29 protein-coding genes are annotated in these 16,430 nt (G+C 34.9%); 28 read left to right on the top strand and 1 reads right to left on the bottom strand.

Annotated features, from left to right (window positions below; genetic code table 11):
- The first annotated feature begins 29 nt into the window (after positions 1-29).
- The 11 genes from PY093_RS18590 to PY093_RS18540 all read left to right on the top strand — a co-directional run bounded on the left by PY093_RS18590 (position 30) and on the right by PY093_RS18540 (position 6,908).
- Positions 30-1,250, top strand: coding sequence for an MFS transporter (locus PY093_RS18590; RefSeq protein WP_275647309.1), 1,221 nt, complete (start codon positions 30-32; stop codon positions 1,248-1,250).
- Positions 1,251-1,398: 148 nt separating this feature from the next.
- Positions 1,399-1,974 (top strand): class I SAM-dependent methyltransferase, encoded by a 576-nt coding sequence (locus PY093_RS18585; protein WP_275647308.1) that lies wholly within the window; start codon positions 1,399-1,401, stop codon positions 1,972-1,974.
- A 12-nt stretch (positions 1,975-1,986) separates the two neighbouring features.
- Positions 1,987-2,370, top strand: a complete 384-nt coding sequence (locus tag PY093_RS18580) for a DUF302 domain-containing protein (RefSeq protein WP_275647307.1) — start codon at positions 1,987-1,989, stop codon at positions 2,368-2,370.
- 114 nt (positions 2,371-2,484) lie between these two features.
- On the top strand, positions 2,485-2,964 hold the full coding sequence (locus PY093_RS18575) for a hypothetical protein (RefSeq protein WP_275647306.1): 480 nt from the start codon (positions 2,485-2,487) through the stop codon (positions 2,962-2,964).
- A gap of 144 nt (positions 2,965-3,108) precedes the next feature.
- Positions 3,109-3,426 carry a rhodanese-like domain-containing protein gene (locus PY093_RS18570; protein ID WP_275647305.1) on the top strand — a complete coding sequence of 106 codons (318 nt, stop codon included), beginning with the start codon at positions 3,109-3,111 and terminating at the stop codon, positions 3,424-3,426.
- Positions 3,427-3,448: 22 nt separating this feature from the next.
- Complete coding sequence (locus tag PY093_RS18565; RefSeq protein WP_275647304.1) at positions 3,449-4,021, top strand: sulfurtransferase TusA family protein; 573 nt, start codon at positions 3,449-3,451, stop codon at positions 4,019-4,021.
- Between the two features lie 16 nt (positions 4,022-4,037).
- The gene (locus tag PY093_RS18560; protein WP_275647303.1) at positions 4,038-4,427 is read left to right on the top strand and encodes a DsrE/DsrF/DrsH-like family protein; all 390 of its coding nucleotides are present in this window, start codon (positions 4,038-4,040) and stop codon (positions 4,425-4,427) included.
- 15 nt (positions 4,428-4,442) lie between these two features.
- A complete protein-coding gene (locus PY093_RS18555) occupies positions 4,443-4,679 on the top strand; it encodes a glutaredoxin family protein (RefSeq protein WP_275647302.1) in 237 nt (78 codons plus the stop codon).
- A gap of 13 nt (positions 4,680-4,692) precedes the next feature.
- On the top strand, positions 4,693-5,829 hold the full coding sequence (locus tag PY093_RS18550; RefSeq protein ID WP_275647301.1) for an MBL fold metallo-hydrolase: 1,137 nt from the start codon (positions 4,693-4,695) through the stop codon (positions 5,827-5,829).
- 17 nt (positions 5,830-5,846) lie between these two features.
- Positions 5,847-6,074: a sulfurtransferase TusA family protein gene (locus PY093_RS18545; protein ID WP_275647300.1), complete on the top strand. Its 228-nt coding sequence runs from the start codon at positions 5,847-5,849 to the stop codon at positions 6,072-6,074.
- A 54-nt stretch (positions 6,075-6,128) separates the two neighbouring features.
- Positions 6,129-6,908: a sulfite exporter TauE/SafE family protein gene (locus PY093_RS18540; RefSeq protein WP_275647299.1), complete on the top strand. Its 780-nt coding sequence runs from the start codon at positions 6,129-6,131 to the stop codon at positions 6,906-6,908.
- Here PY093_RS18540 and PY093_RS18535 read toward each other — a convergent pair.
- The gene (locus PY093_RS18535; RefSeq protein WP_275647298.1) at positions 6,905-7,081 is read right to left on the bottom strand and encodes a hypothetical protein; all 177 of its coding nucleotides are present in this window, start codon (positions 7,079-7,081) and stop codon (positions 6,905-6,907) included. The two genes, PY093_RS18540 and PY093_RS18535, sit on opposite strands and share 4 nt — an antisense overlap.
- Before the next feature lie 137 nt (positions 7,082-7,218).
- Between PY093_RS18535 and PY093_RS18530 the strand changes: the two genes are divergently transcribed.
- From PY093_RS18530 to PY093_RS18450, 17 genes are all read left to right on the top strand, one after another.
- A complete protein-coding gene (locus PY093_RS18530; protein WP_275647297.1) occupies positions 7,219-7,647 on the top strand; it encodes a DUF2892 domain-containing protein in 429 nt (142 codons plus the stop codon).
- Between the two features lie 7 nt (positions 7,648-7,654).
- Positions 7,655-8,224 (top strand): class I SAM-dependent methyltransferase, encoded by a 570-nt coding sequence (locus tag PY093_RS18525; RefSeq protein ID WP_275647296.1) that lies wholly within the window; start codon positions 7,655-7,657, stop codon positions 8,222-8,224.
- Positions 8,225-8,363: 139 nt separating this feature from the next.
- On the top strand, positions 8,364-8,753 hold the full coding sequence (locus tag PY093_RS18520; protein WP_275647295.1) for a rhodanese-like domain-containing protein: 390 nt from the start codon (positions 8,364-8,366) through the stop codon (positions 8,751-8,753).
- Complete coding sequence (locus tag PY093_RS18515) at positions 8,743-9,003, top strand: metal-sensitive transcriptional regulator (protein WP_275647294.1); 261 nt, start codon at positions 8,743-8,745, stop codon at positions 9,001-9,003. Before PY093_RS18520 ends, PY093_RS18515 begins: the two co-directional genes overlap by 11 nt.
- An 88-nt stretch (positions 9,004-9,091) precedes the next feature.
- Entirely contained in the window at positions 9,092-9,319 is a 228-nt protein-coding gene (locus tag PY093_RS18510; RefSeq protein ID WP_275647293.1) for a sulfurtransferase TusA family protein, read from the top strand.
- 74 nt (positions 9,320-9,393) lie between these two features.
- A complete protein-coding gene (locus PY093_RS18505) occupies positions 9,394-9,873 on the top strand; it encodes a DsrE/DsrF/DrsH-like family protein (protein ID WP_275647292.1) in 480 nt (159 codons plus the stop codon).
- Positions 9,874-9,921: 48 nt separating this feature from the next.
- Positions 9,922-10,281: a rhodanese-like domain-containing protein gene (locus tag PY093_RS18500; protein ID WP_275647291.1), complete on the top strand. Its 360-nt coding sequence runs from the start codon at positions 9,922-9,924 to the stop codon at positions 10,279-10,281.
- 25 nt (positions 10,282-10,306) lie between these two features.
- Complete coding sequence (locus PY093_RS18495; protein WP_275647290.1) at positions 10,307-10,603, top strand: rhodanese-like domain-containing protein; 297 nt, start codon at positions 10,307-10,309, stop codon at positions 10,601-10,603.
- 56 nt (positions 10,604-10,659) lie between these two features.
- The gene (locus PY093_RS18490) at positions 10,660-11,235 is read left to right on the top strand and encodes a sulfurtransferase TusA family protein (RefSeq protein ID WP_275647289.1); all 576 of its coding nucleotides are present in this window, start codon (positions 10,660-10,662) and stop codon (positions 11,233-11,235) included.
- A 13-nt stretch (positions 11,236-11,248) separates the two neighbouring features.
- Positions 11,249-11,482, top strand: a complete 234-nt coding sequence (locus PY093_RS18485; RefSeq protein ID WP_275647288.1) for a glutaredoxin family protein — start codon at positions 11,249-11,251, stop codon at positions 11,480-11,482.
- A gap of 11 nt (positions 11,483-11,493) precedes the next feature.
- Complete coding sequence (locus PY093_RS18480) at positions 11,494-11,889, top strand: DsrE/DsrF/DrsH-like family protein (protein WP_275647287.1); 396 nt, start codon at positions 11,494-11,496, stop codon at positions 11,887-11,889.
- Between the two features lie 56 nt (positions 11,890-11,945).
- On the top strand, positions 11,946-13,073 hold the full coding sequence (locus PY093_RS18475; protein ID WP_275647286.1) for an MBL fold metallo-hydrolase: 1,128 nt from the start codon (positions 11,946-11,948) through the stop codon (positions 13,071-13,073).
- 27 nt (positions 13,074-13,100) lie between these two features.
- Positions 13,101-13,328: a sulfurtransferase TusA family protein gene (locus PY093_RS18470; RefSeq protein WP_275647285.1), complete on the top strand. Its 228-nt coding sequence runs from the start codon at positions 13,101-13,103 to the stop codon at positions 13,326-13,328.
- A 49-nt stretch (positions 13,329-13,377) separates the two neighbouring features.
- Positions 13,378-14,154, top strand: coding sequence for a sulfite exporter TauE/SafE family protein (locus tag PY093_RS18465; RefSeq protein ID WP_275647284.1), 777 nt, complete (start codon positions 13,378-13,380; stop codon positions 14,152-14,154).
- A 50-nt stretch (positions 14,155-14,204) separates the two neighbouring features.
- Positions 14,205-14,549: a DsrE family protein gene (locus tag PY093_RS18460; RefSeq protein ID WP_275647283.1), complete on the top strand. Its 345-nt coding sequence runs from the start codon at positions 14,205-14,207 to the stop codon at positions 14,547-14,549.
- A 30-nt stretch (positions 14,550-14,579) separates the two neighbouring features.
- Positions 14,580-14,945 carry a peroxiredoxin family protein gene (locus PY093_RS18455; protein WP_275647282.1) on the top strand — a complete coding sequence of 122 codons (366 nt, stop codon included), beginning with the start codon at positions 14,580-14,582 and terminating at the stop codon, positions 14,943-14,945.
- 149 nt (positions 14,946-15,094) lie between these two features.
- Complete coding sequence (locus PY093_RS18450; RefSeq protein ID WP_275647281.1) at positions 15,095-16,321, top strand: ISL3 family transposase; 1,227 nt, start codon at positions 15,095-15,097, stop codon at positions 16,319-16,321.
- Positions 16,322-16,430 lie beyond the last annotated feature (109 nt).

The following is a 16,430-nucleotide window of genomic DNA, read 5'->3' as shown; positions in this document are numbered from 1 at the left end:
TTGGTTCTCCCTTTTTGGAGGTGAATGGTTTGAGTAAAGTACAAATCGGAATTAAAGAGAATTTAATAAATTTCATACTTCTAGTTGTTACGAACTTCTTTGTTGGTTCAATGGTTGGTTTAGAAAGAACCATTCTCCCGATTATTGGTGAAGAAGATTTTGGTTTGGCATCGGCAAGTGCGGCATTATCTTTTATTATTAGTTTTGGATTTTCAAAGGCTATTGTGAATTATTTTGCAGGTGCTATCGCAGACCGATTAGGAAGAAAGAAAGTCCTTCTTATCGGTTGGAGTATCGGCTTATTAGTTCCTTTGCTGGTTATATTTGCAACCTCATGGTGGATGATTGTAGTTGCAAATATTTTCTTAGGTATCAACCAAGGATTAGCTTGGTCCATGACCGTAAATATGAAAATTGATTTATCGAAACCTACTCAAAGAGGTTTTGCTGTAGGGTTAAATGAATTTGCAGGGTATATAGGAGTAGCTGTAATGGCTGGTGTCTCTGGTTTTGTTGCAACAAATTTTTCTAACCGCCCCGAACCATTTTATTTAGGTATTATTATTGTGGTAATCGGTTTTATCTTATCATTACTTGTAAGAGATACAGAAGAACATATAAAGCTTCAAACAAAATCATCCAACAATAATGGTCCGACTTTATCTGCAAAAGAAGTTTTCAAAACGACTACGTTTAAGAATAAAAGTTTATCTAGCATCACTTTTGCAGGATTAAGCACAAACCTTAAAGATGGTATGGCTTGGGGACTCTTCCCATTATTCTTTACAGGTGTTGGCTTAACCGTATCAGAAATTGGAGTGTTAGTTGCGATTTATCCAGCCTCATGGGGATTTTTCCAACTGTTCACCGGAGCGTTAAGTGATAAGATCGGACGAAAGTGGTTCATTGTTGGTGGAATGTGGCTTCAAGCTCTTTCTCTGTGGATGATTTTATTTGTAAACCAATATAGCCTATGGTTCATAGCAGCTATTCTTCTAGGACTAGGAACCGCAATGGTATATCCAACCTTACAAGCTTCAATTAGTGATATAGCACAACCAGAATGGAGAGCCTCATCAATGGGAGTTTATCGTTTTTGGAGAGATAGTGGATATGCATTTGGAGCATTATTTGCAGGATTTATTGCAGATATGCTTAATATTAGTTGGGCAATTGGTTTAGTTGCTCTATTACCTCTAATAGCAGGAATCATAACAGCAGTTCGAATGAATGAAACATTAATAAGGTAGGAACAGAGTATTGAATCAATATAAAAGATTTATTGAAAAATCCTACTCAATGTACGACAAAGACCAAACTTAAGGCTTGTAGTATCTTATTACTCATTTTATAATTAACATATACCGTTACAGGTATACGTATATAATGGAAGGGGGGATGATTCTGTCTCATCGAACTGATCCAAATAGAGCATATAGGCTCTTTGATCCAAAGAGAAAAAAGCTTATAACACCCAATAAGGCATTGGAATTATTAGAACTTGAAGAGTTTGAAAATGTCGCTGATCTAGGTGCGGGTAACGGCTATTTTACACTTTCACTAACGAAAAAATCTAAGATGGTTTATGCTGTAGATATTGAACCCAGGATGTTGAAATTATTAATGGAACGTGCAGAAAAGGAGAACATAAGTAATATCAGGTATGTTGAAAGTAATCTTGAGGATATAAAATTGGAAAAGAATATTGTAGATAAAGCGTTAATAGCTTTTGTCATACATGAAGTACCTGATATAAAAGCTGCACTAGGAGAAATTCGTAGGATTATAAAGCCAGGTGGAATGTTTGTATTGTTAGAATGGGAAGCGGTGGAATCAGAGATAGGACCTTCAATAGAACAGAAAGTACCGTCTATAACCATGAAAAAGTTATTAGAACAAAACGGCTTTCATCCAAAACTTGTGCATTTAAATCAATCAATTTATGCAATAATTGCTAAAAACATTAAATTTTAAGGAGGATAAAAAATGTTTGACTATACCGTTGAAACAAAAAAGAGTATTAATGAAGCAGTAACAAGTTTAGAAACTAATTTGAAAGAAGAGAAATTTGGCGTTTTGTGGATGTTTGATATCAAAGACAAACTTCAAGAGAAGGGACTAGATTTTAATCAGGAATATAAGGTCTTAGAGGTCTGTAATCCACATGAAGCTCAGAGAGTCTTAAATGAAAACTTATTAGTGGGGTATTTTTTACCATGTAAAATTGTTGTTTACAGTGACAATGGGCAAACTAAGATAGGGATGCCTAGACCAACAGCACTTATTAATCTTGTGAATAATGATGAAATCATAAAGCTTGCAAAAGGTATTGAGGACCGTTTGATTGGTTGTATTAATAAAAGTGCATAAGATAGAAGAGGGGGTAGAATCAAATTTTGGATTTTATTCCCTCTTCTATATTTAGAAGATGATGGCATTCTAAAAATTATAAACTTTTAATTAATGGAAAAAGGATGGGTTAAGATGAAAGGTATTCGGAATATTATGTGGGGATTACTAATAATTCCACTCTTAAGTCTCCCTTTTATGGGAAAGAGGGATTTTTCTCGTTATTTGCCATCAGCAACTTTTGTGTCACTCTTATTAGCTTTGATAAGTGAGATTGCGGAGTCAAGACGATGGTGGAAAGTAAAAATCAATCTAATACCAGACTTAACTACAAATATGTCATTTGTCTTAAGCACATTTTTTGTTGGAACTTTATGGGTTTTTAAATATTCTTACGGCAATTTCTTTAAATATCTAGGAACAAACTTTATTCTGGACTGGATATTTTCCTATCCCTTAACTCATCTTTTCCAAAGAATGAGGGTATTTCGTCTAATTCATTTTAAGCAACATTATATCTTAATGATGTTTATTAGTTTTGCAATAATCATTTATTGGTTTCAGAGCACAATTGAAAAAGCGATTAATAAATCCTATGTAAAAGAGGCCCTATAAATAGCAGGGTCTCTTTTAAATTTATTATTACCGATAATGCTTTTTAAAGATGGGTTTAAATGGAGAAGAGAGATGCTCATATTAAAATGAAAAATACGAAAAATACTCTAGATAGTATTAGTTAACAATAGGGAGTGAGCAAATATGAGTACAAAATTATTTGTTGAAGAGATATTACCAGAACAAGTCTCTAATAAAATTAAAGAAGGCAAAGTATCAAGCATCATAGATGTTCGAGAGCATGAAGAAGTTGAACAAGGTAAAATTCCTGGGGCGCGTCATATTCCTTTAGGTGAGCTTGAAGAACGACTTCATGAAATTGAATCAGATAAGGAACATATTTTAGTATGTCGCTCAGGTAACCGAAGTGGACGGGCTGCTGAGTTTTTGAAAGATAAGGGATTTAAGGTGAAAAATATGGTAGGCGGTATGTCGGAATGGAAAGATGACTTGGAAAGATAATAATGATGAAAGGAGGGAAAGTATGGATGTTACTGTAAATAAAGTATTAGATGCTAAAGGATTAGCATGTCCTATGCCAATTGTAAAAACAAAAAAAGAGATGACTACACTTGAACCTGGACTAGTTATGGAAATTCAAGCAACTGACAAAGGGTCAACAGCTGATTTAAAAGCTTGGGCTGATAGCACGGGGCACCAATATTTAGGTACAGTGGAAGAAGGAGATACATTAAAGCACTATCTCCGTAAAGCTAGTGAAGAAGAAGAGAAAGCAGAAACAAAACATCCTCATATTGTAAGCTTGGATGATCTTTTGAAACAAATTGAAGGTAATGAAAACTTCACAGTATTAGATGTTAGAGAGCCAGCTGAATATGCATTTGGACATATTCCAGGTGCTATTAATATTCCCCTTGGTGAACTAGAGGAGCGATTTGAAGAATTAAATAATGCTGAAAATCTCCATATTATTTGTAGAACAGGAAATCGTAGTGATTTTGCTGCACAAAAATTAACTGAAAAAGGATTTAAAAATGTTCAAAATGTTGTTCCTGGTATGAAGGAATGGACTGGGCCTACTGATAAAAATCATTAATTAAGGAGGAATTGGAATGAAGGTTGCAATTATTGCCTCAAATGGCGGCATGTTTGATGCTTATAAAGTTTTTAATATTGCTACAGCAGCTGCTGCAACAGATGCAGAAGTTCAGATTTTTTTCACTTTTGAAGGGCTAAATCTCATTCATAAAGAAGGGCATAAAAATTTACCTATGCCTGCCGGAAAGGAGCATTTCCAAGAAGGATTTAAAAAAGCGAATGTTCCACCTGTAGAAGAGCTTGTTTCCATGGGAATTGAAATGGGTGTAAAAATAATTGCTTGCCAAATGACAATGGATGTTATGAGTTTAGAAAAGGAACATTTTATTGAGGGAATAGATGTAGGGGGAGCGGTGACATTTCTAGCGTTTGCTAAAGATGCTGATGTGACCCTTACGTTCTAAAGGAGTGAAAATTTTATGAATAAGGAAGTTACTGTTTATACAACAAACACTTGCCCATATTGTGTAATGGTAAAAAACTTTTTAGATGAACAAGGTATAGAATTTAAAGAAGTAAATGTGCAGGAAGATCAGGCAGCTGGAGATAAACTCGTTGAAACAACTGGGCAAATGGGAGTTCCACAAATAGAAATTAATGGGGAATGGGTTCTTGGATTTGATCCAGAGACTCTTTCTGAACTCTTAGAAAAATAAAAAGGAGGACACTATGGGAACGACAACAGCTTTAAAAACAATATCTGTTAAAGAGTTAGCCCAAAAAGTGATCAACCATGAAGACCTTTTCATTCTTGATACCCGTAATACAAGTGATTTTGACGATTGGAAAATAGAAGGACGGAATATTGAAGTAATCAACTCCCCTTACGTTGAGTTATTAGAAGGAGTAGATTCAATTTTAGATAAGCTACCAAAGAGCAAAGAAATTTATGTTATTTGTGCTAAAGGGGGAGCATCAGAATTTGTTGCCGAACAAATAATTGAACATGGTTTTATAGATGTTTACTCAGTTGAAGGCGGAATGAAGGCATGGAGTGAACACCTTGAGCCAATAAAGCTTGGTGACTTGAAAAATGGAGGAAGTTTATATCAATTTGTTCGTATCGGAAAAGGTTGTCTCTCTTACCTCATTGAATCAAATGGAGAAGGCGCATTGATTGATACGAATCGGATTCTATCACCATATGAGGATATGATCAAGCAACATAACATTAATTTAACACATGTGTTAGATACTCATTTACATGCTGACCATATATCAGGCGGTCGAGATATTGCTGAAAAGCATGGTGCAACTTATTATCTGCCACCAAAAGATGCTGGGGAAGTCACATTTGACTATCATGCCATAAATGATGGTGATGAGTATAAAGTAGGGGATACATTGATAAAAGCAATATACTCTCCTGGGCATACTATTGGAAGTACCTCGTTTATAATTGATGATCAATATTTATTGACAGGGGATATTTTATTTATTGATTCAATTGGTCGTCCTGATCTAGCAGGAAAAGCTGAAGATTGGGTAGGGGATTTAAGAACGACACTATACAAACGATATAAGGAACTTGCAGATGAGTTGCTTGTATTGCCTGCACATTATATGAGTATAAAAGAGATGAATGATGATGGAAGCATAGCTAAAAAACTTGGTGAACTGTATCGACAAAACCATGGATTAAATATTGATGATGAAGGCGAATTTAGAAAAACAGTAACAGAAAACTTACCACCTCAGCCAAATTCTTATCAAGAAATTCGTGAAACAAATATGGGTAAGATTTCACCAGAAGAAGAACAACAAAGAGAGATGGAAATTGGGCCAAACCGTTGTGCAGTTAGGTAAAAAAGGAGGAACATTCAATGGAATCAGTTAAGGTTTTAGATGCTAAAGGACTAGCATGCCCCATGCCGATTGTTAAGACGAAAAAGGAAATGGATAACTTAAATTCAGGAGAAATACTGGAGGTACATGCCACAGATAAAGGTGCTAAAAATGATTTAACTGCATGGGCACAGTCGGGTGGTCATGAGTTAATAAAAGATGAAGAAGAAAATGGCGTACTAAAATTTTGGTTGAGAAAAGGCTAAGTAATGTGAGAGGTAACTGTCACAGTTACCTTCTCTTTTTATTGGAGGGATATAATGGACTTCTTTTTTATTGTGGTCATTTTTTTAATTGGTTTTATAGGCTCCTTTATTTCTGGGATGGTTGGAATTGGCGGATCCATCATTAAATATCCGATGCTTTTATACATTCCACCCCTGTTTGGATTAGCGGCATTTAGCGCTCATGAAGTTTCTGGCATCAGTGCCGTGCAAGTGTTTTTTGCCACAATAGGTGGGGTATGGGCCTATAGAAAAGGTGGATATTTAAATAAAACATTAATTATTTATATGGGAATTACAATACTAATCGGAAGTTTTGTTGGTGGATATGGTTCAAAGATAATGACTGAGGGTGGAATTAATTTAGTCTATGGAGTTTTAGCTTTGATTGCTGTAGTAATGATGTTTTTACCTAAAAAAGGTATTGATGATATTCCTTTAGATCAAGTGAAATTTAACAAGTGGCTTGCTGCAATCCTTGCTTTAGTAGTTGGGATTGGCGCAGGTATAGTCGGTGCTGCTGGTGCTTTTATATTGGTTCCAATTATGCTTGTGGTATTAAAAATCCCAACCCGAATGACGATTGCATCTTCGTTAGCTATAACTTTTATTTCATCTATTGGTGCGACCGTTGGAAAAATAACAACAGGTCAGGTTGAATACTTTCCGGCACTAATTATGGTAGTTGCAAGCTTAATCGCTTCCCCATTAGGTGCTAATGTTGGAAAAAAAGTAAACACCAAAATCCTACAATGGATTTTGGCAATTCTTATATTAGCTACATCAATAAAAATTTGGTCGGATATTTTACTTTAACTAACTTTATCACTTTCTATATATGTTTCAAAAGCAGGATGATATTCTTTTTGAAAATGACTATCAGGACATGATTTAATCACAAGTGATTTTAATATATTTGAACGATTAGTTTCTAAACGTTTATTGCATTTAGGGCATTTTTCAGCCAAAAGTCTATTTAAAAAACCCATGATAAAATTCCTCCTTCTTATTCCTTTAATTCCTATTGCTATACTATGAATTATAATGGATAGTTAGAATTTTTCAATGGGTAAATTTCCCCTGTGTTATCCTGTATTACAAAGGAAAACAAATCCGGAGGTAAGAAATGGTTAATATAAAGCATTTATTCCCGCCAACAACAACTAAAGTAAACATGAATACAAAAGCTGAAATAAATAATCGAATTCAACAAAAGACAGAAAATAATATCAAAAATTTCTATGGGAAAAATAAAGAAGAGATAGATACCCGTATAAAGGAATTAGATTTTGAATGGGATACAGAAAGGGTTTTGGAAATTAACTTTGCAAGTATTGTTTTATTAACTTCTATATTAGGCTTGTTTAATAAAAGATGGATAACACTGTCAGGCATTGCAAGTGTGTTTATGATACAACATTCTTTACAAGGATGGTGCCCACCCTTACCCATCATAAGGAAATTAGGTGTTCGTACTGCAACTGAAATTCAAAATGAAAAAACTGCTCTAAAAGTATTAAAAGAACGTTTTTCATCAGAAAACGATAGGAGATGAAATTTATATGGTTGGGCACCGATTTAAACCTGAAAAAGCACAAAAATTAATTGATCCAAAACGGATGAAACTTATAAATCCAGAACAAGTAATAGAAATGCTTAACATTCAAAAAAGTGACATTATAGCAGATTTAGGTGCAGGGAATGGATACTTTACGATCCCATTGGCAAAGGAAACAAATGAAATGGTATTTGCTGTCGATATTGAACCAAAGATGTTAGAGTTGTTGAATGAACGAGCACATAATGAGAGAGTAAGCAATATTCAATTTATCGCAAGTGATTTAGAAAATATACAACTTAAAGAAAATAGTGTAAACAAAGCTGTAGTTGCGTTTGTCATGCATGAGATACCCAACATGGAAAAAGCAATAGAGGAGTTTAAACGAATTATAAAGCCTAATGGAAGGCTAGTTATCCTTGAATGGGAAGCTGTTGATTCTGAAATGGGTCCACCCCTTCATGAAAGGATTTCATCAGATAAAATGAAAAACTTTATGCTGGAAAATGGGTATAATTCAACTGTTATTTCTTTAAATGATGTAATTTATGCTATTCAAATGGACATAGAGTAACGGCTGTCTCAAAAGGTCATGAAAAATGATTTTTTTGAGAACAGCTTTTCCTTTATAGAAATTATATGTTGACAATATACCTATTAGGGTATATTATAAAACTTGTCAGTAATCAATTCTGAATGAATGAGGTACAAAAATGATTTTATTCATAATTATATTGCTTGCTATTATAGGATTCATATATCAAAGATATTTTCCCGTTTGGGGAGTTCAGTGCACTAATTCTATAAACCATAATACGGGTTTAATAAATATTTTAGATGTAAGAGACTACAACGAGACATATAAAGATCCAATTCAAGTAGCCATCAATATTCCGCTTGGTTATTTGAGAAGATACTATGGTGAAATAGATAGTCACAGAATTCATGTTGTAGCTGCTAATCATCTTGAAAAAAATATAAGTATCCGTTTCCTTAGAAGAAAAGGATTTAAAGTAATGAGTTACACTTTAACTGATTGTGAGTGTAAACACGAAATAAAAAAGAAACTATCTTGTAGAAAGGAGAATTCCTATGGAATATAATGATCAAATTAAAAATAGAGTTAAGCGCATGGAAGGTCAACTTAGAGGAATTTTAAAAATGATGGAAGAGCAAAAAGATTGTAAAGAGGTTATTACACAATTATCTGCTGTTCGTTCCGCAGTGGATAGAACGGTTGGTGTAATTGTAAGTTCAAACCTAGTTGAATGTGTTCTAGAAGCAGAACAAAGAGGAGAAAAGGCTGATGAATTAATAAAAGAAGCGGTCAACCTACTTGTGAAAAGTAGATAATAATTTGATGGTTGACATTCTTTTTTTCTCGTAGTAATATACCCTTAGGGGTAAAGGTAATACAAAACAAACTTATGGAGGTAAAAAAATGAAAGTAGATAAAGTATTAGATGCAAAAGGTTTAGCATGTCCTATGCCAATTGTAAAAACAAAAAAGGCGATTGAGGATCTTGAATCAGGTCAAATTCTAGAAGTTCTTGCAACTGATAAGGGTGCAAAAAATGATTTAACAGCTTGGGCTTCCTCTACAGGACATAAACTAGTTGAATCTAAAGAAGTAGATGATGTTTTTGTTTTCTATATTAAAAAAGGGTAATTTTTTTATCAAAAATTAAATACCTATACACGTATATGTAATATTAAATGAATTAACAATTAGGAGGTAACATCATGACAGAAAAGAAAAAAACAACAATCGTTCTATTAAGTGGAGATTATGATAAAGCAATGGCAGCCTATATTATTGCAAATGGTGCAGCTGCCTACGATCATGAAGTAGTTATTTTTCATACTTTTTGGGGATTAAATGCCTTACGAAAAGATGAGAATATTCAAGTGAAGAAAGGCTTTATGGAAAAAATGTTTGCTAAAATGATGCCTAGAGGCGTAGATAAAATGGGACTATCGAAAATGAATTTTGCTGGGGTGGGTCCTAAATTGATTAAAAACGTCATGAAAAAGCACAACGTGATGCCTTTACCGGAGTTAATTTCAATGGCACAAGAACAGGATGTAAAGTTAATAGCATGTACGATGACAATGGATTTATTAGGTCTACAACAAGAGGAACTGTTAGATAACATTGAATATGCTGGTGTTGCAGCATACCTAGCTGATGCTGAAGATGGCAATGTTAACTTATTTATCTAATCATCATCCTTAGGGGATTTTTCCCCTACATAAAAGGAGGGAAATTAAATGGAGTATTTAAATTATATCATTCCTGCACTTGTTATTTTATTTTTCATTCAGCGTCTTTTACCTACAAAGGGTGTAAGGCAAATTACGACAACAAATTTAAAAGCTGAAATTAACGATAAAAGTAAGCAATTTATTGATGTTAGAACACCTGGTGAGTTTAGATCAAATAATATTCGAGGCTTTAAAAATATTCCACTTCATCAGTTAGCTCAAAAAGTAAATGAATTATCAAAGGATAAAGAGGTTGTTGTCATTTGCCAAAGTGGAATGAGAAGTAATAAGGCAAGTAAATTATTGAAGAAACAAGGGTTTAAACGAGTTACAAATGTAAAAGGTGGTATGAGTGCTTGGTCATAATTAGCCATAGGAGGGAGGGTTAATAATGAAAGGAATGACAGCAAAAGAAGTAGAGCAATTACTCAACAAAGAAAAAGCTTTAAACATTATTGATGTCAGAGAAGTGGATGAAGTTGCAGCTGGGAAAATTCCGGGAGTTGTAAACATTCCTTTAGGATTACTAGAGTTTCGTATAAATGAATTAGATAAATCGAAAGAGTATATTATGGTTTGTCGTTCAGGTGCTAGAAGTGGTAAAGCTTCACGTTTTCTTGAAAGCTATGGATTTCATGTTATTAATATGACAGGTGGCATGCTTTCTTGGGAAGGTAAAGTTGAATAGTATATTTTTTTAATCTAACAAATACCCTAATAGGTATAAAAACAGGAGGTTTTAAAATGGAAAACATTAAAACAAACGTAATATTAGATGCAAAAGGATTGGCTTGCCCTATGCCGATTGTAAAAACCAAAAAGGCTATGAATGATTTAGAATCAGGTCAAGTATTAGAGGTTCAAGCAACTGATAAAGGGTCAAAGGCAGATCTTCAAGCGTGGGCTCAAAGTTCGGGTCACCAATATTTAGGTACAGTAGAAGAAGGAGACGTGCTAAAACATTATTTAAGAAAATCTTCTAGCGATGAAACGATTGAACGAAAGCATCCAAATGTAGCAAGTAACGACGAACTTGAAAAGCAGCTAGAAACCAGTGAAAACATTGTTGTGCTTGATGTAAGAGAAGCTGCTGAATATGCTTTTAATCATATTCCAAATGCTATTTCTATTCCTTTAGGTGAATTGGAAGATCGACTAAACGAATTAAACAAAGAGGATGAGATATTTGTGGTATGTCGCACTGGAAATCGTAGTGATTTAGCAGCTCAAAAATTAGCTGAACAAGGTTTTAATCATGTTGTTAATGTTGTACCAGGTATGAGTGGGTGGTCTGGGAAAACGAATAGTTTAGCAAAGTAAGCAGGTATAACTAATGAATACTATCACTGTATATACAACAACACGATGCCCGTATTGTGTAATGTTAAAGAACTTTTTATCAGAACAAAATATCCCATTTAAAGAAATAAATGTTGAAACAAACCCTGAAATCATGCATCAACTTGTAGAAAAAACAGGGCAATTGGGCGTTCCCCAATCTGAGGTTAATGGTAAATGGATAATAGGCTATGATCCAAATAGTATTATGATGACACTAAAAAATTAGGAGGAATAAAAATGAGTAGAAAAGTAGCAATTATCGCAAGTAATGGTGGATTATTTGATGCATACAAAGTGTATAATATCGCAACTGCAGCAGCAGCGACTGATCAAGAAGTAGCAATCTTCTTTACGTTTGAGGGATTAAATTTAATCCACAAAGAAGCATATCAACAACTTCAAATGCCAGAAGGTAAAGAACATTTTGCAGAAGGATTCGTACAAGCTAATGTCCCTGCTATTCCAGAGTTGGTTGCAATGGCACAAGAATTAGGAGTTAAGTTTATTGGTTGTCAAATGACAATGGATGTTATGGGATTAGCAAAGGATGCATTTATTGATGGAATCGAAGTTGGTGGAGCTGTCACGTTTTTAGAGTTTGCTAAAGATGCAGATGTAACATTAACGTTTTAAGGTTTAAAAAATTTATATTTTTTTACTATAAAATATACTATAGGGGGTAATTAAAGATGACAGTAAATGTAATGACTGCAAAAGAAGTAACCAATAAAGTATTTAATAAAGAAGAGTTATTTATCTTAGATGTTCGTAATGAAAGTGATTTTCAGGACTGGAAAATTGAAGGAGAAAACTTTGAATATTTTAATATTCCATATTTTGAATTACTAGATGGTGTGGAGGGAATCTTGGAAAAGATTCCTACCGATAAAGAAGTATTGGTTGTATGTGCAAAGGAAGGTTCTTCTGAAATGGTTGCGGATATGCTATCTGAAGCCGGATTAACAGTTTCTTATCTAAAGGGTGGAATGAAAGCATGGAGTGAACATTTAGAACCTGTTAAAATTGGGGATTTGAAGGATGGAGGAGAAATCTATCAGTTTGTCCGTATCGGTAAAGGTTGTCTATCTTACATGGTTGTTTCAAACGGAGAGGCAGCAATCATTGACGCTACACGTATGACTGATATCTATCTTGAATTTGCAGAAAGCATTGGTGCAAAAATTACACATGTATTTGATACTCACCTACATGCCGATCACATTTCAGGAGGACGTACAATTGCTGAAAAAACAACTGCAACATACTGGTTGCCTCCAAAGGATGCGACAGAAGTAACATTTGAGTACCAACCATTAGAAGACGGGATTGATGTGACAATTGGTAATACAGCAATCAATATTCATGCATTATATTCTCCAGGCCATACAATTGGATCAACATCCTTTGTAGTTGATGAAAAATATTTACTTTCAGGGGATATCCTATTCATCGATTCGATTGGAAGACCAGATTTAGCAGGGATGGCGGAAGATTGGGTAGCTGATTTAAGAGAAAGTCTATACTCTCGTTACAGAGATCTATCTGAAGAACTAATTGTGCTTCCGGCTCACTTTATGATTATTGATGAATTGAATGAAGATGGTAGTGTAGCTGAAAAATTAGGTACTTTGTTTGCAAAAAATCATGGATTAAACATTGAAGATGAAAATGAATTTAGAAAATTAGTGACGGAAAATCTACCACCTCAGCCAAATGCATATCAAGAAATTCGTGAAACAAATATGGGGAAAATTAACCCTGATGATGAAAAACAACGTGAAATGGAAATTGGACCAAATCGTTGTGCGGTTCGATAATTTAAAACTTTTAGGAGGTTTTTACTAATGGAAGCAACAAAAGTATTAGATGCAAAAGGATTAGCATGTCCAATGCCAATCGTTAAAACAAAAAAGGCAATCAATGAGCTTGAATCAGGTCAAATCCTAGAGATTCACGCAACAGATAAGGGTGCAAAAAATGATCTTACTGCATGGGCTAAATCAGGAGGTCATGAGTTTTTAAAGCATGAAGAAGAAAACGATGTTTTAAAATTTTGGATTAAAAAAGGGTAAAAAATAGGGGAACCGGAATGGTTTCCCTTTTCTTGAAGGAGGAATAACAATGGACTTTGGATTTATTATTACAATTTTCTTAATTGGTTTCGTTGGTTCGTATGTTTCTGGGATGCTAGGAATTGGTGGGTCAATCATAAAATATCCAATGCTTTTATATATACCGCCTTTATTCGGCTTAGCTGCGTTCAGTGCCCATGAGGTTTCTGGAATCAGTGCTGTTCAAGTGTTTTTTGCTACTATTGGTGGTGTTTGGGCATACCGTAAAGGAGGCTATTTAAACAAAAAACTAATAGGTTATATGGGAGCTAGTATCTTACTCGGTAGTTTTATTGGAGCGTATGGTTCAAGACTTATGTCGGAGGGTGGCATTAATCTAATCTATGGGATTCTAGCATTAATTGCTGCTGTCATGATGTTTATCCCTAAAAAAGGTATTGATGATATCCCTCTTGATCAGGTGAAGTTTAATAAATGGCTAGCAGCAATCCTTGCATTAATTGTTGGAATTGGGGCTGGGATTGTAGGTGCTGCAGGAGCGTTTTTATTAGTGCCAATCATGTTAGTCGTATTAAAGATTCCTACTAGAATGACCATTGCCTCATCTTTAGCCATAACATTTATCTCTTCAATTGGGGCAACTGTAGGAAAGATTACAACGGGACAAGTGGATTATTTCCCAGCCTTAATAATGGTCATTGCGAGTTTAATTGCATCACCACTAGGGGCGATGGCTGGCAAAAAGGTAAATACCAAGGTATTACAAGTTATTTTAGCCGTATTAATCGCAGCAACTGCGGTGAAAATCTGGACCGATATTTTATAGGTCTAAGGTAAGAATATAGTTTAGGATAGCTGTAGAAAGAAGGGGTCTGGATGACGAACAAGAAATTAATCTATTTCGTATCGTTAAGCTCAAATGTGCCCTATGTACTAAAGGAAGCCCTAAAAATGGTAAAACAAAATAATGAAGTTTCCATTTTCTTTGATCTTGATGGTGCAAGGGTCTTAGATAAACGCTATCTAAAGAAAATGAATAGATCCCATGGTGATCTTATATCACTGTTACATGACGCTTTAAATGCTGGTATCAAATTGTATGGTTGTCAGATGAATGTTTTAATAGCCGATGGATTAGAGTTAGTTGATGGAGCTGAATTAGCAGGTGTTGTTACCTTTCTAGAATTAGCTTATCAGGCTGATGCTGTATTAAGTTATTGAAAGGGGTTATCAATCATGGATTAAAAAAAAGTGGTTGTATTAGCTTCTCATGACGAATTAGAATCTGCATTACCTCCATTAAATGTTGCTGTAGGAGCTGCCTCTTCTGGTGCTGAAGTAATTATAGCTTTTTCACGGAAAGGGATAAACATATTAGATGAAAAGTATATTCCCACTCCATCTGATGGGTTAGAATATCTATCTAATGCGCTAGCAGATTTTAATGCTCCTTCTGTTCACAATCTACTAGAAATTGCTGTGGAAATGGGTGTTCAATTTTATGTTGTCGATTTAGATATTCAGGATCATACTTGTTTTCGTTATCCAGTTGAACAAGTACCTATCAAATGGGTCTTGAATGAAGCTGTTTCTGCAGATCTTTTTGTTCATTTTTAACTAAGAGGAGGTTTGTTATGGTCAAGATCACAGAGGCTGCAATAACAAAAATCACAAAAGAAGTAAAAGATGGTTCATCGCAGTTTAGTATGGAATTAATCTGTCAACAATGATACTACCAATATAATTGATAAGGCGGTAGTTTAAAAATGACAGAGAATGAGTTATTACAAATGGCACTAAATTTGGGCCCTGGATGGAAAGTAGATCATGTAGAATTCAATCCCGATGATAAAGAATTACACATATATGCTTCAACGGTAAAAGGCAGCAAATTTGAGTGTTCTACTTGTGGCAATCCCGCCCGTATTTATGACCATGGACGTGAACGAACATGGAGACACTTAAATTTCTTTCAGTACCAAGCCTATCTTCATGCAAGACTACCACGTACAGATTGTCCAGAATGTGACGGATCTGCTAAAACAATAAAACCAAATTGGGCCCGTGAACGGTCTGGTTTCTCTGTGTACTTTGAAGCGTTCGTCATCCTTCTAATGAAAGCTATGCCCGTTAAAAAGGTGGCAAATCTTGTTGGTGAACATGATACAACTCTTTGGCCAATCCTTCATCATTATGTAAATGAAGCACGCGAAAGAGAAGACTATTCCTCTGTAAAGCAGGTAGGATTTGATGAAACATCCAGAAAAAGAGGGCACGAATATGTCTCTATCTTCATGGATCTTGAAGAGCGTAAGGTTATTTCTGTTACAGAGGGCAAAGATCAACATACATTAAAGGGATTTAAACATGATTTAATGGTTCATGGCGGCCACCCCGATAATATTAAAGAATTCAGTATTGACATGTCTCCAGCCTTTATCAAGGGGGCTGAAGAACAGTTCCCAAAAGCCTCCCTTACCTTCGATAAATTTCATGTCATGAAGATGATTAATGAGGCGGTGGATGAAACACGTCGTAAAGAGCAAAAAGATCATCCCGAGTTAAAAAATAGCCGGTATGCATGGATAAAAAATGAAGACAATTTAAACACGAAACAAAAAGAAACATTGCTTAAATTAAAGGATCAAGACCTAAAGACGGCGAAAGCCTATCAACTGAAAGTAGCATTTCAACGGTTCTGGCAAAAGGATGTCTCCGAAGCAGAAGCCTATTTGGATGAATGGCTTTCTTGGGCAAGACGATCCCAGATTCCTGATATGGTGAAGGTGGCCAAAAGTGTACACAAGCATCGTGGTGGTATCCTTCAATGGTTTAAGAGTCGTATCAATAATGGCATACTTGAGGCAACAAACGGATTAATCCAAGCAGCCAAACGACAAGCAAGAGGATACCGTTCAACTAAAAACTTAATAACAATGATCTATCTTATTGCCGGTGGGTTGAACCTAAGGGTAACAGAGTTATCAGAGTAACTCCTTCATTTAACTTACAGACCATTTAGTAGTTTCAATTGGGCTTGTCAAGTGCTTTCCTTGACAAGCCCAATTGAAACTACTACCCTTGTAAGTTGTTAAATGAAGG

Origin of the sequence: Cytobacillus sp. S13-E01 (assembly GCF_029193815.1) — a bacterium.
Classification (GTDB): domain Bacteria; phylum Bacillota; class Bacilli; order Bacillales; family Bacillaceae_L; genus Bacillus_BV.
The sequence above is the reverse complement of the archived record's forward strand: the minus strand, read 5'-3'. Positions and strand labels throughout refer to the sequence as shown.

What these genes read in the sequence shown, in the direction of transcription:
- PY093_RS18585 (WP_275647308.1), top strand. Translation starts at nt 1,399, where the DNA reads ATGATTCTGTCTCATCGAACTGATCCAAATAGAGCATATAGGCTCTTT.
- PY093_RS18580 (WP_275647307.1), top strand. Translation starts at nt 1,987, where the DNA reads ATGTTTGACTATACCGTTGAAACAAAAAAGAGTATTAATGAAGCAGTA.
- PY093_RS18575 (WP_275647306.1), top strand. Translation starts at nt 2,485, where the DNA reads ATGAAAGGTATTCGGAATATTATGTGGGGATTACTAATAATTCCACTC.
- PY093_RS18570 (WP_275647305.1), top strand. Translation starts at nt 3,109, where the DNA reads ATGAGTACAAAATTATTTGTTGAAGAGATATTACCAGAACAAGTCTCT.
- PY093_RS18565 (WP_275647304.1), top strand. Translation starts at nt 3,449, where the DNA reads ATGGATGTTACTGTAAATAAAGTATTAGATGCTAAAGGATTAGCATGT.
- PY093_RS18560 (WP_275647303.1), top strand. Translation starts at nt 4,038, where the DNA reads ATGAAGGTTGCAATTATTGCCTCAAATGGCGGCATGTTTGATGCTTAT.
- PY093_RS18555 (WP_275647302.1), top strand. Translation starts at nt 4,443, where the DNA reads ATGAATAAGGAAGTTACTGTTTATACAACAAACACTTGCCCATATTGT.
- PY093_RS18550 (WP_275647301.1), top strand. Translation starts at nt 4,693, where the DNA reads ATGGGAACGACAACAGCTTTAAAAACAATATCTGTTAAAGAGTTAGCC.
- PY093_RS18545 (WP_275647300.1), top strand. Translation starts at nt 5,847, where the DNA reads ATGGAATCAGTTAAGGTTTTAGATGCTAAAGGACTAGCATGCCCCATG.
- PY093_RS18540 (WP_275647299.1), top strand. Translation starts at nt 6,129, where the DNA reads ATGGACTTCTTTTTTATTGTGGTCATTTTTTTAATTGGTTTTATAGGC.
- PY093_RS18535 (WP_275647298.1), bottom strand. Translation starts at nt 7,081, where the DNA reads ATGGGTTTTTTAAATAGACTTTTGGCTGAAAAATGCCCTAAATGCAAT.
- PY093_RS18530 (WP_275647297.1), top strand. Translation starts at nt 7,219, where the DNA reads ATGGTTAATATAAAGCATTTATTCCCGCCAACAACAACTAAAGTAAAC.
- PY093_RS18525 (WP_275647296.1), top strand. Translation starts at nt 7,655, where the DNA reads ATGGTTGGGCACCGATTTAAACCTGAAAAAGCACAAAAATTAATTGAT.
- PY093_RS18520 (WP_275647295.1), top strand. Translation starts at nt 8,364, where the DNA reads ATGATTTTATTCATAATTATATTGCTTGCTATTATAGGATTCATATAT.
- PY093_RS18515 (WP_275647294.1), top strand. Translation starts at nt 8,743, where the DNA reads ATGGAATATAATGATCAAATTAAAAATAGAGTTAAGCGCATGGAAGGT.
- PY093_RS18510 (WP_275647293.1), top strand. Translation starts at nt 9,092, where the DNA reads ATGAAAGTAGATAAAGTATTAGATGCAAAAGGTTTAGCATGTCCTATG.
- PY093_RS18505 (WP_275647292.1), top strand. Translation starts at nt 9,394, where the DNA reads ATGACAGAAAAGAAAAAAACAACAATCGTTCTATTAAGTGGAGATTAT.
- PY093_RS18500 (WP_275647291.1), top strand. Translation starts at nt 9,922, where the DNA reads ATGGAGTATTTAAATTATATCATTCCTGCACTTGTTATTTTATTTTTC.
- PY093_RS18495 (WP_275647290.1), top strand. Translation starts at nt 10,307, where the DNA reads ATGAAAGGAATGACAGCAAAAGAAGTAGAGCAATTACTCAACAAAGAA.
- PY093_RS18490 (WP_275647289.1), top strand. Translation starts at nt 10,660, where the DNA reads ATGGAAAACATTAAAACAAACGTAATATTAGATGCAAAAGGATTGGCT.
- PY093_RS18485 (WP_275647288.1), top strand. Translation starts at nt 11,249, where the DNA reads ATGAATACTATCACTGTATATACAACAACACGATGCCCGTATTGTGTA.
- PY093_RS18480 (WP_275647287.1), top strand. Translation starts at nt 11,494, where the DNA reads ATGAGTAGAAAAGTAGCAATTATCGCAAGTAATGGTGGATTATTTGAT.
- PY093_RS18475 (WP_275647286.1), top strand. Translation starts at nt 11,946, where the DNA reads ATGACAGTAAATGTAATGACTGCAAAAGAAGTAACCAATAAAGTATTT.
- PY093_RS18470 (WP_275647285.1), top strand. Translation starts at nt 13,101, where the DNA reads ATGGAAGCAACAAAAGTATTAGATGCAAAAGGATTAGCATGTCCAATG.
- PY093_RS18465 (WP_275647284.1), top strand. Translation starts at nt 13,378, where the DNA reads ATGGACTTTGGATTTATTATTACAATTTTCTTAATTGGTTTCGTTGGT.
- PY093_RS18460 (WP_275647283.1), top strand. Translation starts at nt 14,205, where the DNA reads ATGACGAACAAGAAATTAATCTATTTCGTATCGTTAAGCTCAAATGTG.
- PY093_RS18450 (WP_275647281.1), top strand. Translation starts at nt 15,095, where the DNA reads ATGACAGAGAATGAGTTATTACAAATGGCACTAAATTTGGGCCCTGGA.